The 15,229-nt window shown below is 55.2% G+C and carries 16 protein-coding genes, 1 pseudogene and 1 other annotated feature; of the genes and pseudogenes, 6 read left to right on the top strand and 11 right to left on the bottom strand.

All coding sequences use genetic code 11. The features are described from left to right. The first annotated feature begins 257 nt into the window (after nt 1–257). The 3 genes and pseudogenes from ABLU50_RS11505 to ABLU50_RS11495 all read left to right on the top strand — a co-directional run bounded on the left by ABLU50_RS11505 (nt 258) and on the right by ABLU50_RS11495 (nt 2,825). Complete coding sequence (locus tag ABLU50_RS11505; protein WP_004203130.1) at nt 258–1,172, top strand: LysR family transcriptional regulator; 915 nt, start codon at nt 258–260, stop codon at nt 1,170–1,172. Between the two features lie 37 nt (nt 1,173–1,209). Beyond that, nucleotides 1,210–2,475 carry a D-amino acid dehydrogenase gene (locus tag ABLU50_RS11500; protein ID WP_323084013.1) on the top strand — a complete coding sequence of 422 codons (1,266 nt, stop codon included), beginning with the start codon at nt 1,210–1,212 and terminating at the stop codon, nt 2,473–2,475. After that, nucleotides 2,472–2,825: pseudogene (locus tag ABLU50_RS11495) on the top strand (RidA family protein). Before ABLU50_RS11500 ends, ABLU50_RS11495 begins: the two are co-directional and overlap by 4 nt. A gap of 52 nt (nt 2,826–2,877) precedes the next feature. Here ABLU50_RS11495 and ihfA read toward each other — a convergent pair. The 10 genes from ihfA to ABLU50_RS11445 form a co-directional block, all read right to left on the bottom strand. Continuing rightward, nucleotides 2,878–3,177 (bottom strand): integration host factor subunit alpha, encoded by a 300-nt coding sequence (gene ihfA, locus ABLU50_RS11490; RefSeq protein ID WP_002909098.1) that lies wholly within the window; start codon nt 3,175–3,177, stop codon nt 2,878–2,880. A 4-nt stretch (nt 3,178–3,181) separates the two neighbouring features. Then, nucleotides 3,182–5,569: a phenylalanine--tRNA ligase subunit beta gene (gene pheT, locus ABLU50_RS11485; RefSeq protein WP_087832291.1), complete on the bottom strand. Its 2,388-nt coding sequence runs from the start codon at nt 5,567–5,569 to the stop codon at nt 3,182–3,184. A 15-nt stretch (nt 5,570–5,584) separates the two neighbouring features. Continuing rightward, nucleotides 5,585–6,568, bottom strand: coding sequence for a phenylalanine--tRNA ligase subunit alpha (pheS, locus tag ABLU50_RS11480; protein ID WP_002909105.1), 984 nt, complete (start codon nt 6,566–6,568; stop codon nt 5,585–5,587). A 63-nt stretch (nt 6,569–6,631) separates the two neighbouring features. Further along, nucleotides 6,632–6,756, bottom strand: a sequence feature (Phe leader region). Then, nucleotides 6,707–6,751, bottom strand: a complete 45-nt coding sequence (gene pheM, locus ABLU50_RS11475; protein WP_001386830.1) for a pheST operon leader peptide PheM — start codon at nt 6,749–6,751, stop codon at nt 6,707–6,709. It overlaps the preceding feature by 45 nt. 118 nt (nt 6,757–6,874) lie before the next feature. Further along, entirely contained in the window at nt 6,875–7,231 is a 357-nt protein-coding gene (gene rplT, locus ABLU50_RS11470; RefSeq protein ID WP_000124850.1) for a 50S ribosomal protein L20, read from the bottom strand. Between the two features lie 50 nt (nt 7,232–7,281). Then, entirely contained in the window at nt 7,282–7,479 is a 198-nt protein-coding gene (rpmI, locus tag ABLU50_RS11465; RefSeq protein WP_001124225.1) for a 50S ribosomal protein L35, read from the bottom strand. A 92-nt stretch (nt 7,480–7,571) separates the two neighbouring features. Then, a complete protein-coding gene (gene infC, locus ABLU50_RS11460; RefSeq protein ID WP_004189469.1) occupies nt 7,572–8,114 on the bottom strand; it encodes a translation initiation factor IF-3 in 543 nt (180 codons plus the stop codon). A gap of 3 nt (nt 8,115–8,117) precedes the next feature. Beyond that, nucleotides 8,118–10,046 (bottom strand): threonine--tRNA ligase, encoded by a 1,929-nt coding sequence (gene thrS / locus ABLU50_RS11455; RefSeq protein WP_017900777.1) that lies wholly within the window; start codon nt 10,044–10,046, stop codon nt 8,118–8,120. 431 nt (nt 10,047–10,477) lie between these two features. Then, nucleotides 10,478–10,711, bottom strand: coding sequence for a hypothetical protein (locus ABLU50_RS11450; protein ID WP_004203141.1), 234 nt, complete (start codon nt 10,709–10,711; stop codon nt 10,478–10,480). A gap of 258 nt (nt 10,712–10,969) precedes the next feature. Beyond that, nucleotides 10,970–11,728, bottom strand: a complete 759-nt coding sequence (locus tag ABLU50_RS11445; RefSeq protein WP_004203142.1) for a YdiY family protein — start codon at nt 11,726–11,728, stop codon at nt 10,970–10,972. Nucleotides 11,729–12,084: 356 nt separating this feature from the next. On the opposite strand from ABLU50_RS11445, the gene pfkB reads away from it, so the two are divergent. From pfkB to ABLU50_RS11430, 3 genes are all read left to right on the top strand, one after another. Continuing rightward, the gene (gene pfkB / locus ABLU50_RS11440; RefSeq protein ID WP_004203145.1) at nt 12,085–13,017 is read left to right on the top strand and encodes a 6-phosphofructokinase II; all 933 of its coding nucleotides are present in this window, start codon (nt 12,085–12,087) and stop codon (nt 13,015–13,017) included. 93 nt (nt 13,018–13,110) lie between these two features. Continuing rightward, nucleotides 13,111–13,395 (top strand): type V toxin-antitoxin system endoribonuclease antitoxin GhoS, encoded by a 285-nt coding sequence (gene ghoS / locus ABLU50_RS11435; protein WP_004203147.1) that lies wholly within the window; start codon nt 13,111–13,113, stop codon nt 13,393–13,395. A 105-nt stretch (nt 13,396–13,500) separates the two neighbouring features. Then, nucleotides 13,501–14,373: a fructosamine kinase family protein gene (locus tag ABLU50_RS11430; protein ID WP_087832293.1), complete on the top strand. Its 873-nt coding sequence runs from the start codon at nt 13,501–13,503 to the stop codon at nt 14,371–14,373. 43 nt (nt 14,374–14,416) lie between these two features. Here the strand turns inward: ABLU50_RS11430 and tonB are convergent, their stop codons facing one another. Next, nucleotides 14,417–15,163, bottom strand: coding sequence for a TonB system transport protein TonB (tonB, locus tag ABLU50_RS11425; protein ID WP_060656024.1), 747 nt, complete (start codon nt 15,161–15,163; stop codon nt 14,417–14,419). Between the last annotated feature and the right edge of the window lie 66 nt (nt 15,164–15,229).

Raw genomic sequence — 15,229 nt, 5'->3', positions numbered from 1 at the left:
CAATCCGACCGTAAAGGTCAGGTGGTGTATTGGTGCCTGCTCAGAAAATATCCTCCCTCTTTTTCATTATTGGCCGCGGCCTGAGGGTCTGGTGGGGTACAAAGGAAACGATTCTGAGAGCGTTTTATTCCGCCATCATGCGGGGCCAGCAGCACAATATGTAACCAATGCGCTGATTGGTGATTAAATTTATGTTAACTTAGTGTTAGTGGAAAATGACTTTTTATCGGTAGGCTATAACCCTGAGTTAACTGTTCATGAAACTGCGTCATCTGGAAATCTTCTATGCCGTCATGACCTGCGGCTCTCTGTCGCGGGCAGCGGAATCGCTGAATATCTCCCAGCCAGCGGCCAGCAAAGCGTTAAAAAGCGCCGAGCTGAAGCTGGGCTTTACCCTCTTTCAGCGGGTGCGCGGCAAGCTGCTGCCGACCAGCGAGGCGATCACACTTTTCGAAAAAGCGCAGACTATTTATCAGGACCTCGATAACCTGCGCCTGCTGGCCGATAACCTGGCCCGCGATCCGCGCGCTAAAATCACCTTAGGCTGCCTGCCAAGCCTGGGGTTAAGCCTGGTACCGGAGCTGGTGACCGATTTTTATCAACAAAACAGCAATCTGGTAATGACGCTCACCACTGAACACACCGAGACGCTGGTTAGAAAACTGGATTTACGCGAGATAGATTTAGCGCTGACGCTACAGCCGGTGCAGCAGGGAGAGATCCTTACCACCCTGATTGCCGAAGTGCCGCTGGTGTATATCGACCGTCATTATCGTCAGGGTGCGGTGGACATCAGCGAGATCGACCAGCAGCGGTGGATCTCGCCGGGGCCGCACTCGCTCTCCGCCGCCATCGCCACCCGTCGCGACTTTTCCACTACCCGGCTAAACGTCCAGACCTACTATATGGCCACCGAGTTCGTGAAGCGCGGCATGGGCTGCAGCATTACCGATATCTTTTCCGCCCAGCACAACCTTTCTCCCGAGATGATCCATCCCATTACGCCGCCGATCGCGATTAACCTCTGCCTGTTACGGCGGGCCGACGTTTCCCTGAGCCCGATGGCGCAAAAGTTCGTCGATTTTCTCTGCCAGCGCCTGCGCCAGCAGCTCAAGGAGATTAACCTGCGGTTATACCCTGACCATAAAAAGTCAATTGCGCCGCTGGGGTAAATGCTTTGACATAACCCGATAAATTGATCAGCGGTGGATATATCGGGTTATGAACAAACGCATTGTCATTATCGGAGGCGGCGTGGTCGGTCTGGCCACGGCCTGGGAACTGATTAAGCGCGGCCATCAGGTGCAATTACTGGAGCGCAATGGCGAACCGGCCAGCGCCACCAGTTTTGCCAACGGCGGCCAATTAAGTTACCGCTACGTCGCTCCCCTTGCCGACAGCGGCGTTCCCCTGCAGGGGATGAAATGGATGGGTAAAGCCGATTCGCCGCTCAATATGCGTCTCAATATCTCTTTTCAGCAGTGGCGCTGGCTGCTGCAGTTCCTGCGCGCCTGTAATAGCCAGACCAATAAAATAAACGGCGACCATATATTGCGTCTGTCGCTGCTCAGCCGGCAGGTTATGCAGTCGTGGCGGGAAGAGGATAGGCTTGCCGATTTTCACTGGCGACGCAGCGGAAAATTAATTATCCATCGCCGGGAATACGATTTTACTAAAGCGGCAAAAGGGATAGATCCTCAATATCAGCAGGTGCTGAATGCTGAAGCCTGCCTGCGGCTGGAGCCGGCGCTAAAACATATCAGCCCTTCGCTACAGGGCGGCATTTATTCGCCGGGGGATGAAACGGCGGATTGCCATCAGTTTTGCCTTGCGCTGCTCGACAAGCTCGCCGCCAGCAGCCGCTTCAGCCTGCTGACCCACTGTGAGGTGCTGCGGCTCACTAAGCGCGGCGGACGCGTCAGCGCCCTGGAGACCAGCCGCGGGAGCATCACCGGCGATGAGTATGTCGTCGCCGCCGGAAACGGCAGCGGCCCGCTGCTGGGACATCTGGGCGTTCGCGTGCCGCTCTGCGCCCTGAAGGGGTACAGCCTGACCCTTCCCTATCCCCAACAGACGGGCATTGCGCCGGACATCAGCGTTACCGACTATGGGCACAAAATTGTCTATGCCCGCCTTGGCCAGCAGTTGCGCATCGCAGCGATGGTGGACATCGGCTACGACGGCGACGAACTGCGCGAAAGCCGCATTCAGGCGCTGAAGAGCATCGTCGCCCGCAGCTTTCCCGAACTCGAGGGGTTGGACAAGGCCGAAGCCTGGACCGGCATGCGCCCCTCAACGCCAGCCGGCCCACCGCTGCTGGGACGCGCCGGCTACCCCAACCTGTGGATGAACCTCGGCCAGGGAAGCCTCGGCTTTACCCTCGCCGCCGGCAGCGCGGTGGTGCTGGGCGCGTTAATCGACAATCAGATGCCAGACATTTCTTTAGAAGGTCTCACATGGAAACAAACCGCATGACAATTATTCGCAATCATCCACAACCTCGTCTTTCCGCCAGCGTTGAGTATGGCAATCTGCTGTTCCTCTCCGGACAGACGCCGAAAAGCAACGAGGAGGAGATCACCTTGTAGACCCGCGAAGTGCTGGAGAAGATCGACGCCCTGCTGGCGGAGGCCGGGAGCGATAAGCGGCACATTCTCTCCGCGCAGATCTGGCTGAAAAATATCGAACGTGACTTTGCTGCGTTCAATGAGGCGTGGGTGGAGTGGATGCCGGACGGCCATAGCCCGGCGCGAGCGGCCGTGCAGGCGGAGATGGCGCGACCAGAAATCCTGGTGGAGATCATGCTCACTGCCGTTAAAGCGTAAGAGTCGACAGAAAAGAAAAAGGCCGCAATGCGGCCTTTTTAATTAGTTCAGATTATTTGTCTTTAGGCGACGCGTTTTCGACACGGCTTTTCAGCTTCTGACCGGGTCTGAAGGTCACCACGCGCCGGGCTGTAATGGGAATATCCTCCCCCGTCTTCGGGTTACGTCCCGGGCGTTGGTTTTTATCCCGCAAATCGAAGTTGCCGAACCCGGAGAGTTTGACCTGTTCTCCGTTTTCCAGAGCACGACGGATCTCTTCGAAAAACAACTCGACCAGTTCTTTGGCATCCCGCTTGCTAAGCCCAAGCTTATCAAACAGATATTCTGACATTTCAGCTTTTGTAAGCGCCATAGGTTCAATCCCTCAATGATGCCTGGAATCGCTCTTTTAATGCCTCTACACATCTGGCAACGGTAGCGGCAATCTCCTCTTCTTCGAGTGTACGGCTGGTATCCTGCAGGATCAGGCTAATCGCAAGGCTCTTATACCCTTCCGCCACACCTTTACCACGGTACACGTCAAATAAGTTTACGCCAACTACCTGATTTACGCCAACTTTCTTACATTCGGCTAAAACATCGGCGGCAGCCACGTTTTCCGCGACCAGCAACGCGATGTCGCGACGGTTCGCTGGGAAGCGGGAAATATCGCGCGCCTGAGGCACCACGCGGTCTGCGAGCTTGTTCCACTCCAGTTCAAACACCAGAGTGCGACCGTTCAGATCCAGTTTACGTTCCAGCTCAGGATGAACAACCCCAATGAAACCAATGCGTTCACCTTTAAGATAAATCGCTGCGGATTGCCCCGGATGCAGCGCAGTGGTCGCTTCAGCACGGAATTCGATATCCGCTAATTTTCCGGTTAAATCCAGAACGGCTTCCAGATCGCCTTTCAGATCATAGAAATCGACCGTCTCTTTCGCCAGTGTCCAGTGCTCTTCGTAGCGGTTGCCGCAGATGGCCCCGGCCAGCATCACATCCTGACGAATGCCCAGCGGCGCATTGGTGTCCGGCACAAAGCGCAGACCACTCTCAAAGATGCGTACCCGGCTCTGCTGACGGTTCTGGTTGTAGACCACGGTCCCCAGCAGGCCAGTCCACAGCGACAGGCGCATCGCCGACATTTCGCTGGAGATCGGGCTTGGCAGGATCAGCGCCTCTTCACCGGCGTGGATCAGCTGCTGGACTTTCGGGTCGACGAAGCTGTAGGTGATCACTTCCTGATAGCCTTTGTCATTCAGCAGCGTTTTCACGCGCTTCAGCGACAGGTCGGCTTCACGGTGGGTACCCATGATCAGACCCGCCTGCACCGGCTCATCAGGAATGTTGTTGTAGCCATAAACGCGAGCCACTTCCTCGACCAGATCCTCTTCGATCTCCATGTCGAAACGCCAGCTCGGGGCCACCGCCTGCCATTCGCCTTCGCCCACCGTCACTTCGCAGCCGAGGCGCTGCAGAATGTCGGTGACCTGCGCGTCGTCGATATGGTGGCCAATCAGGCGATCCAGTTTGCTACGACGCAGAGTGATGGTGGCGCGTTTTGGCAGAGTCTCTTCGTTGGTCACGTCGATCACCGGGCCGGCTTCGCCGCCGCAGAGGTCGATCAGCAGACGCGTGGCGCGCTCCAGCGCTTTATACTGCAGGGCCGGATCGACGCCGCGCTCATAGCGATGAGAGGCATCGGTGTGCAGGCCGTGACGGCGCGCGCGGCCAGTGATGGACAGCGGGCTGAAGAAGGCACACTCCAGCAGCACGTTTTGGGTTTCGTCGTTAACGCCGGAGTGCTCCCCACCGAAGATCCCGCCCATTGCCAGCGCTTTGTTGTGGTCAGCAATGACCAGGGTATCGCTGTCGAGCTTCGCTTCGGAGCCATCAAGCAGGACCAGGGTTTCGCCCTCTTTCGCCATGCGCACCACGATCCCGCCTTCGATACGGTCGCGGTCAAAGGCGTGCATCGGCTGGCCCAGCTCAAGCAGCACATAGTTGGTCACGTCAACCACCGCGTCGATGGAGCGGATCCCGCAGCGGCGCAGTTTCTCTTTCATCCACAGCGGCGTCGGCGCTTTGACGTTGATGCCTTTCACCACGCGGCCCAGATAGCGCGGGCACGCCTGCGGGGCGTCAACCTGAATCGGCAGCACATCGTCAATGGTGGCGGCAACCGGGGTGATTTCCGGCGCGTTCAGCGGCGCCTTGTTCAGCACGGCCACGTCGCGCGCGACGCCGATGATGCCCAGGCAGTCGGCGCGGTTCGGGGTGACGCTGATCTCGATGGTGTTATCGTCTAGCTTAAGGTATTCGCGAATATCGGTACCGATCGGCGCATCCGCCGGCAGCTCGATAATTCCGCTATGATCGTCGGAAATGCCCAGCTCGGAGAAGGAGCACAGCATCCCTTCTGACGGTTCGCCGCGCAGCTTCGCAGCCTTGATTTTAAAATCGCCCGGCAGCACGGCGCCGATGGTCGCCACGGCGACTTTCAGCCCCTGACGGCAGTTTGGCGCGCCGCAGACGATGTCCAGTAGGCGTTCGCCGCCGACGTTGACTTTAGTGACGCGCAGTTTGTCGGCGTTCGGGTGCTGACCACACTCCACGACTTCACCAACAACGACGCCGTTGAAGCTGCCGGCAACCGGCTCAACGCCGTCCACTTCGAGGCCCGCCATGGTGATCTGATCGGAAAGCGCTTCGCTGTCGATCGCCGGGTTAACCCACTCGCGTAACCACAGTTCACTGAATTTCATTGTTCTGTCCTGCCCTTATTTAAACTGTTTGAGGAAACGCAGATCGTTTTCGAAGAACGCGCGCAGATCGGTGACGCCATAGCGCAGCATGGTCAGACGCTCCATGCCCATGCCAAAGGCGAAGCCGGAATACACTTCCGGATCGATACCCACGTTGCGCAGCACGTTCGGGTGCACCATACCGCAGCCCAGCACTTCCAGCCATTTGCCGTTTTTACCCATTACGTCGACTTCCGCGGACGGTTCGGTGAAGGGGAAGTAAGACGGACGGAAGCGTACCTGCAGATCTTCTTCAAAGAAGTTGTTCAGGAAATCGTGCAGGGTTCCTTTCAGGTTGGTGAAGCTGATGTTTTTATCAACGATCAGACCTTCCATCTGGTGGAACATCGGGGTGTGGGTCTGATCGTAGTCGTTACGATAGACGCGTCCCGGCGCGATAATACGGATCGGCGGCTGCTGGTTTTCCATGGTGCGGATCTGCACGCCGGAGGTCTGGGTGCGCAGCAGGCGAGTGGCATCGAACCAGAAAGTGTCGTGGTCAGCGCGCGCCGGATGGTGACCCGGGATATTCAGCGCATCGAAGTTGTGGTAATCGTCTTCGATTTCCGGGCCCGTCGCCACGGTAAAGCCGAGCTCACCGAAGAAACTTTCAATACGGTCGATGGTGCGGGTGACCGGATGCAAACCGCCATTTTCAATGCGGCGACCCGGCAGCGAGACGTCGATGGTCTCTGCAGCCAGACGAGCATTCAGCGCCGCCCCTTCCAGTTCGGCTTTGCGCGCATTCAGCGCCTGCTGTACCTGCTCTTTCGCTTCGTTGATGACCGCACCGGCTGCCGGACGCTCTTCCGGCGGCAACTCACGCAGGGTGGTCATTTGCAGGGTCAGATGCCCTTTCTTACCCAGGTATTCCACGCGGACGTTGTCCAGCGCAGCAACATCTGATGCCTCGTTAATGGCTGCCTTGGCACTGGCAACCAGCTCTGCGAGATGTGACATGGTTTTCCTCATTATGTCGGTGCAGACACCGGTTATAGTGAAATTAATATTCCGAATCCATATACGAAAAAAGCCTCCACAGGGGAGGCTTTCTGGCGCTGTTTTCCGTTTCTTCTTTCACGCGCTAGCCTCCTGAGTTCAGGTGCTAAAGTAAAAAAAGAAGCGGAAAATAGCAGCATTCATGCTTGCATTACCTTGTCTGGTAAGAAACGTCAGACCTGTATTGAAAAGCCTGCGCCGATAAAAGTCAATGTATTGATGGTGTTGAAACGAAAAGAGGGAGACAAGCTCCCTCTTTCAACTGGCTTATGCCAGAGCTGCTTTCGCTTTTTCGACCAGAGCGGTGAACGCTACTTTGTCGAATACGGCGATGTCAGCCAGGATCTTACGGTCGATTTCAACAGAGGCTTTTTTCAGGCCATTGATGAATTTGCTGTAAGAAATACCGTTCTGACGTGCTGCTGCGTTGATACGTGCAATCCACAGTTGACGGAACTGACGTTTACGTTGACGACGGTCACGGTAAGCGTACTGACCAGCTTTGATAACAGCCTGGAAGGCAACGCGGTATACGCGAGAACGCGCACCGTAGTAGCCTTTAGCTTGTTTCAAAATTTTCTTGTGACGTGCACGTGCAATTACACCACGTTTTACGCGAGCCATGTGTGCTCTCCTGTATCTATTCTAAGTTAAAAAAGTTAAACGTTAACGACTTATGCGTACGGCAGGCACGCGATAACCAGGCCCAGATCGCCTTTGGAAACCATGGCTTTCGGACGCAGGTGACGTTTACGCTTGGTAGCTTTTTTAGTCAGAATGTGACGCAGGTTAGCGTGCTTGTGCTTAAAACCACCTTTACCGGTTTTTTTGAAGCGCTTAGCAGCACCGCGTACGGTCTTAATTTTTGGCATTTTAATAACTTCCACTTCGCATTGTTAATAAACGAAACAAAGGCGAACAAAACCAGTGAGCCGAAGCCCACCGGAAATGTTTCTTGATGGCCTTACTGTTTCTTCTTAGGAGCGAGCACCATGATCATCTGGCGGCCTTCGATCTTCGTTGGGAAGGATTCGACTACTGCCAGTTCAACCAGATCGTCTTTCACGCGGTTAAGCACTTCCATACCGATCTGCTGGTGGGCCATCTCACGACCGCGGAAACGCAGCGTGATTTTGGCCTTATCGCCATCTTCGAGAAAGCGAATCAGGCTGCGGAGTTTTACCTGATAGTCACCTTCATCAGTACCAGGGCGGAATTTAATTTCCTTAACCTGGATAACTTTCTGCTTCTTCTTCTGTTCCTTAGAAGACTTACTCTTTTCATAAAGGAACTTGCCGTAGTCCATGATACGACAAACTGGCGGCTCGGCGTTAGGGCTGATTTCAACTAAATCTACTCCAGCCTCTTCAGCCTTTTCGATAGCTTCTCTCAGACTCACAATACCCAGCTGCTCACCTTCCAGACCTGTTAAGCGAACTTCCTGGGCGCGAATCTCGCCATTGATACGATTCGGACGTGCCGTTTGAACTCGTTTTCCGCCTTTAATACCTTATTCCTCCAGTTGTTGAAGACTGCGGCTGCGAATCTCTTGTTGCAGCTTCTCGATCACTTCATTTACGTCCATGCTGCCGAGGTCTTTCCCGCGACGGGTGCGCACGGCCACTTTGCCGGCTTCGACTTCTTTGTCGCCACAGACCAGCATATACGGGACACGACGTAAAGTGTGCTCGCGGATTTTAAAGCCAATCTTCTCATTTCTCAAGTCTGCTTTTACACGAATGCCCGCATTTTGTAGTTTACGCGTCAATTCGTTAACGTATTCAGCCTGAGAATCGGTGATATTCATGACCACCACCTGCACTGGCGCAATCCAGGTTGGGAAGAAGCCAGCGAACTCTTCGGTCAGGATGCCAATGAAGCGCTCCAGAGAACCGAGAATCGCACGGTGGATCATGACCGGCACCTGACGCTCGTTGTTTTCGCCCACATAGGAGGCGCTTAAACGCTGCGGCAGAGAGAAGTCCAGCTGTACCGTACCGCACTGCCATGCACGATCGAGGCAGTCATACAGGGTAAATTCAATTTTCGGGCCGTAGAACGCCCCTTCACCCAGTTGATATTCAAATGGGATATTATTTTCTTCCAGCGCCACCGCCAGATCCGCTTCCGCGCGATCCCAGGTCTCGTCGCTGCCGATACGTTTTTCCGGGCGAGTCGACAGTTTGACAACGATCTTCTCGAAGCCAAAGGTGCTGTACATATCATAAACCATACGAATACAGGCGTTCACTTCATCGCGAACCTGATCTTCAGTACAGAAGATATGCGCATCATCCTGGGTAAAGCCGCGAACGCGCATCAGACCGTGCAACGCGCCTGATGGTTCGTTACGGTGGCAGCTACCAAACTCCGCCATACGCAGCGGCAGATCGCGGTAGGATTTCAGCCCCTGGTTGAAGATCTGCACGTGGCCCGGGCAGTTCATCGGCTTAATGCAGTATTCACGGTTCTCAGAAGAGGTGGTGAACATCGCATCTTTGTAGTTGTCCCAGTGACCGGTTTTTTCCCACAGCACGCGGTCCATCATGAACGGACCTTTGACTTCCTGGTACTGATACTCTTTCAGTTTCGAACGGACAAAGGTTTCCAGTTCACGGAAGATAGTCCAGCCGTCGTTGTGCCAGAACACCATCCCCGGCGCCTCTTCCTGCATGTGATACAGGTCGAGCTGCTTACCGATTTTACGGTGGTCGCGCTTCGCGGCTTCTTCCAGACGCTGCAGATAAGCATTCAGCGCTTTTTTATCTGCCCACGCGGTACCGTAGATACGCTGCAACATTTTATTGTTGCTGTCGCCGCGCCAGTAGGCACCGGCGGTTTTCATCAGCTTGAAGTGATGGCAAAAGCGCATGTTCGGCACGTGCGGACCGCGGCACATATCGATATATTCTTCATGATGATACAGGCCAGGCTTGTCATCATGGGCAATGTTTTCGTCAAGAATAGAAACTTTATAGCTTTCGCCGCGCTTCACAAAGGTTTCACGCGCTTCGTGCCAGCTCACTTTCTTCTTGATGACATCGTAGTTTTTCTCGGCGAGCTCATGCATACGTTTTTCGAGCGCGTCGATATCTTCCTGAGTCAGGGTGTGGTCGAGGTCTACGTCATAGTAGAAGCCATTATCAACAACCGGACCGATAGCCATTTTGGTGTTGGGCCACAGCTGTTTGATAGCATGGCCTAACAGGTGCGCGCAGGAGTGACGAATGATCTCCAGCCCTTCTTCATCTTTAGCCGTGATAATAGAGAGGGTGGAATCGGTTTCGATCGGGTCGCAGGCGTCTACCAGTTCACCGTTTACCCGCCCGGCGATGGTGGCTTTCGCCAGGCCTGGGCCGATATCCAGCGCGACGTCCATCGGGCTGACGGCGTGATCAAAATGGCGTTGGCTGCCATCAGGAAGCGTAATTACAGGCATTTTATGTCCTTATTTGCAGTGGTGCCCCACACGAAAGAGCACATACAAAACAATATAATCATAATTATCATCAGGTTAAGGCGCAGTTCCCGCTTCACTCTGCGAAAAGAGGAGCACGACCGGAGCGATCGTTCCCGCCTGCTGCCGCCTGCTGATAACACCGGGGAGTAGTTTACACATCATTGGTACGTGATTAAAGCCGCAATAGCATAAATGATGGCGGAATGCGGAGAAAACAAGAGCGGCGCGGATAAAAGCAGAATATCCGTCAGGAAGGGCCGATAATAATCACCAGCGAAGCCGGACGATATTATGCGGGCAAACTAAAAGAGACGCGTTGATATTGCCTGCGTGATGTTTAGCGCGGGTCGTTAAACCGGTACAACTTTACCCGGCTTAATAGACTGCCCGTGAAGCAGTAGCCTGCGATATTAAGACCACTCGCCTGCCACCAGCGTATGCACATTAAAGGCATCGCTCATGGATTGTCCGGTGCTACGGGAACCGGGGGCAATATTCGATCCGGCCTCAACGTCGGTAGCTTTGGCGATACCTACCTGCGTATGGTCCTGGTTACCCGACGGCGGAACTGGCGTGGCGGCCGATGCGCCAAAGGAAAGCACGCACAGCGCCAGGGCTGCGATGGTAAATTGGCTTTTTTTCATGATGTTTATTCTCTTATTACGGAAGACGGACCGAACAATGTCTCCATTCGGTCAGTGGCTGTTAGTATAGATCCAGATCACATATTTGTCCGTCGAATATTTAGCTTTTCGTGTCAAATAGAATGAATATTTGTCAGCAAATGGAGAATAATGGAGGCCAGTTTCTTTTTATAAAAACTAAAACGAATTGCCAGAAAAAATAATGTCACTTATTGCTAAATCTAAAACGATCAGGCCGGGAAACCCGGCCTGAAAATATTACATTTTATATCCGAGGGAGAGCGAGGTCCGGCGATCGGTATGCTCCGGCGCAGACGCCGGCGGCTCCGAGTTCCAGGTGACGTTGTACGCCACTTTCAACGCAAAGTGGGCGTTAATCGCCACGTTTAACGCACTCTCTGAGTTGACCGTGGTGTCCTCGGCGCCAAATACCGATACCCCTTGGGTAAATTTGGCGTTATCGGTCATCTGCCAGGCCCAGGTTCCGGAGGCGTAGCCCAGCGGTTGAGTGTCGGTATCCCCGTCGGTGTATTCGTCATAGCGGACGCCAGGACCAAATTCAAACCGCAGGCTGTGCACCGGTCCGTTGAGGATTTGACGACCATAGCCCGCCGTCAGGACATCGCGCTGCTGATAGCCGTTATAACGGTCGGTTAGCCAACTGCCCTGCCCAAAGACGTAGTTCATATCGGTCAGGTTATAGCGGCTACGACCACCGACTGCATATTTCTCTGAGGAGCGCTCATCGTTGGACGAGGTGTTGCTGGCGTTGCCCCACAGGGACCAGGCGGTGGTGTTGCCATACCAGGTCAGGGTGGAATCAGCCGTCATTGAGGAGTTCTTGGTGTTGCCGGACTGCGCCAGGTAACCTGCGTTGACCACCCCTTCGAACGGTTTTTTGGCAGCGGAAGGGTCATCCATGACGGTAAATACAGAATCATCGGCCATTGCGCCAACAGACGCAAAAAGCCCCCCCGCCAGCATGACCGCTGCGGGTACTGTCTTTAAAAGCTTCATTATAACTCTCTAAAATACATTTTTTTAGGACAGTACAAATGATGAACAGGCCTAACCATGCCGGTTCATTGAATTTAGCGTCCGTACAACATAAAAGAGACCTGTGGGTCCCGGAAACTTTCGCGAGGATCGCGGAGTGCAGGTCCTAAGAAAGGTAGCAAATTATAAAAAAGCACGAATAACATAGCAATCACTTACTCTTTCGTTTTTTGAATAAGACAGCTCCGGAAACAATCTTTATTTCATAATGAAAATACAGGCTTCTTTGCAAATCTCTCAGAGACAGCACTTTCCCTCCCTGAATCATCGTGCCATGCTTAAATAAAGCACAGTCGCCGTATTAAGGAGGAGAAGGAATGACCAAAATTTATACGCTCACGCTGGCCCCCTCGCTGGATAGCGCCACCCAGACCCCGCAGATCTACCCGGAAGGGAAACTCCGCTGCAGCGCGCCGGTATTTGAACCCGGCGGCGGCGGGATCAACGTCGCCCGCGCCGTGACCTTTCTCGGCGGCAAAGCCACCGCCATTTTCCCGATTGGCGGCGCCACCGGCGAGCACCTTGCCGCCCTGCTGGCCGATGAGCAGGTGCCGATCGAGACCGTCGAAACCCGCGACTGGACGCGACAGAACCTGCACGTTCACGTGGCCGCCAGCGGCGAACAGTATCGCTTTGTGATGCCCGGCGCCGCGCTGACAGACGATGAATTCCGCCGCCTGGAAGAAAAAGTCCTGACCATCGACCCCGGCTCACTGCTGGTGATCAGCGGCAGCCTGCCGCCAGGTATCAGCGTCGAAAATCTGATGCAGCTTGTTAAAAATGCGCAACAGCAAGGCCTGCGTTGCATTATCGACAGCTCCGGCGATGCGCTGGCCGCCGCGCTGGACGTCGGCAATATTGAATTAGTGAAGCCAAACCAGAAAGAGCTCAGCGCCCTCGTGCAGCGCGATCTGAGCCAGCCTGATGACGTCCGCCTTGCCGCTCAGTCGTTGATCCAGTCCGGTAAAGTGCGCCGGGTGGTGGTCTCCCTCGGTCCGCAGGGGGCGTTAGGGGTTGACGCCAGCGGCAGCGTTCAGGTGGTGCCGCCGCCAATGAAAAGCCAGAGCACCGTCGGCGCCGGCGACAGCATGGTGGGCGCCATGACCTTGCGTCTGGCGGAAAACGCCAGCCTCGAAGACATGGTACGCTTTGGCGTCGCCGCCGGTAGTGCCGCGACCATCAACCAGGGTACCCGCCTCTGCTCGCAGGCCAATACGCAAAAAATCTACGATTATCTCTGCGGACGTTGATTTCCCCTGCCCCTCCGCGCCGGCGGAGGGGAGCCGCGAGATTTGCAGGATGGTCTATGCTGGAAAGGCCATACATAACAACGGGGTGTCGAGATGAGCAATGAAATTACCGCCTGGGTCGTCAGCGTAACCTTCCATGAGCAGGTGCTGACGGAGATCAATGAGGTCAGCAACCATTTTACCCGTGCCGGGTTTGTACTAACGCTCAATGATGAAGAGGGCACGCCCCATGAGCTGGGCACCAATACCTTTGGCCTGCTGAGCGCCCAAACAGCCGAGGAAGTGAAAGCTCTCAGCGCCGGCCTGGCGGAATCGGCCCTTGGCCGTCCGGCAGAAATCGCCGTCAGCACATTCGCCGAGTGGTTAAAAGCTCAATAAATGCGTTTAGCGCAACGGAAAGCGTCAGTTGTGCGTCAGTTCCAGGTTTACCCGGTAGTAATGCGCTAACCTTATGATATGGTGGAAAACATGGGGAGAGACAGCATGTGGCAAGCAATCAGTACTCTTTTACGCGATTGGCATACCGAAGACGCTGAAATCGAACTGAAAACCGAGCTGCCCGGCGGAGAGATCCATTCCGCCTGGCATTTGCGCTTCGGCGGCAAAGATTACTTCGTGAAATGCGACGAACGGGAACTCCTGCCTATCTTCACCGCCGAGGTCGATCAGCTGGAGCTGCTGTCGCGAAGCAAAACCGTTCGCGTACCGCAGGTCTTTGCCGTCGGCAGCGATCGCGACTACAGCTTCGTGGTCATGGAATACCTCCCTCCCCGTCCGCTGGATGCGCATAACGCTTTCCTGCTTGGCCAGCAGTTAGCCCACCTGCATCGGTGGAGCGATCAGCCGCAGTTCGGTCTGGATTTTGATAACGATCTTTCCACCACGCCGCAGCCCAACGCCTGGCAGCGTCGCTGGTCGGTGTTTTTTGCCGAGCAGCGTATCGGCTGGCAGCTGGAGCTGGCGGCGGAGAAAGGGTTGCACTTTGGCGATATCGATACCTTAGTCGATATGGTACAGCAGCGACTGGCCAACCATCAGCCGCAGCCTTCGCTGCTGCACGGGGATCTGTGGTCCGGCAACTGCGCCTTAGGGCCGGATGGCCCCTATATATTCGATCCCGCTTGCTACTGGGGCGACCGCGAGTGCGATTTAGCCATGCTGCCGATGCATCCGGAACAGCCTCCGCAAATCTATGACGGCTATCAGTCCGTTTCGCCTCTGCCGTCGGGTTTTCTCGATCGTCAGCCGATTTATCAGCTTTATACTCTGCTGAACAGAGCGATTTTGTTTGGCGGCCAGCACCTGGTAACGGCCCAGCAGGCGCTGGATGATGTATTGATGGAGAAAATGCGTTAAACAAGCTTCACGGCGGACCTTGCCGGTCCGCCGCAGCGTTTTATCAGTTAATCTCGACGCCGTTGAGGCGGAATTTAATGGTCATCGTCACGCCGGTTCCCGGTCTTGCCTGCTCGTAACGCCATCTGCGCATCGCGCTTTTCACCTCGCGCTCGAACATATTCGCCGGCTGGGCGGAGAGGATCTGCAAATTATCAATTCGGCCATCTGGCGTGACGTCAAACTTCACCCGCACCGTCCCTTCAATGCGCAGCGCCTGAGCGCGCGCCGGATAGGTCGGCTGGACACGGCTGATGGCCCGCGGGCCGCTCGGGGCAGTGACGGTGGGTTTGGCCGCTGCGGTGGAGGCGCTCGGCGCGGTGCGCGCTGGCGTCGTATTGTTGTTTTCAAACGGTGAAGCCGGACGCGGCTCCGCTGCCGGCTTGACGTCCCGCTTAGGCTGCTCAACCTTTTTCTCCGGCTTGGGCTTCGGTTTAGGTTTGGGCTTCGGCTTAGGTTCTGGTTTATGGATCACCACCGGCGCCTCTTTCGGCGGCTCAGGGACCACCTCAGGTTCCGGCTCTGGTTCGGGTTCAACAACGGGCTGCACGACGGGTTGCGCCGCCGGGGGCGGCTCAAGATCGGCCGGCGCCACCATGGTGATCTCTATCGGCTGCGTCGGGGAAGGCTGTTCAATAACCTGATGTACCGAGGTATAAAGCAACCCCGCCACAACGGCACCGTGGATAGCCACGGACAGCAGCGTTGGCCACGGGAAGCGGCGAGGTAAATCAAGGGTCATTGCGCTCATAGTCGTTTCTGTTGAAAAATGATGCTCCGATTTTAAATGCAAATAGCAATCATATTCAATAAGCCG

Origin of the sequence: Klebsiella sp. GG_Kp173 (assembly GCF_040062415.1) — a bacterium.
Taxonomy (GTDB): domain Bacteria; phylum Pseudomonadota; class Gammaproteobacteria; order Enterobacterales; family Enterobacteriaceae; genus Klebsiella; species Klebsiella quasipneumoniae.
This window is presented reverse-complemented; position numbering and strand designations above follow the sequence as displayed.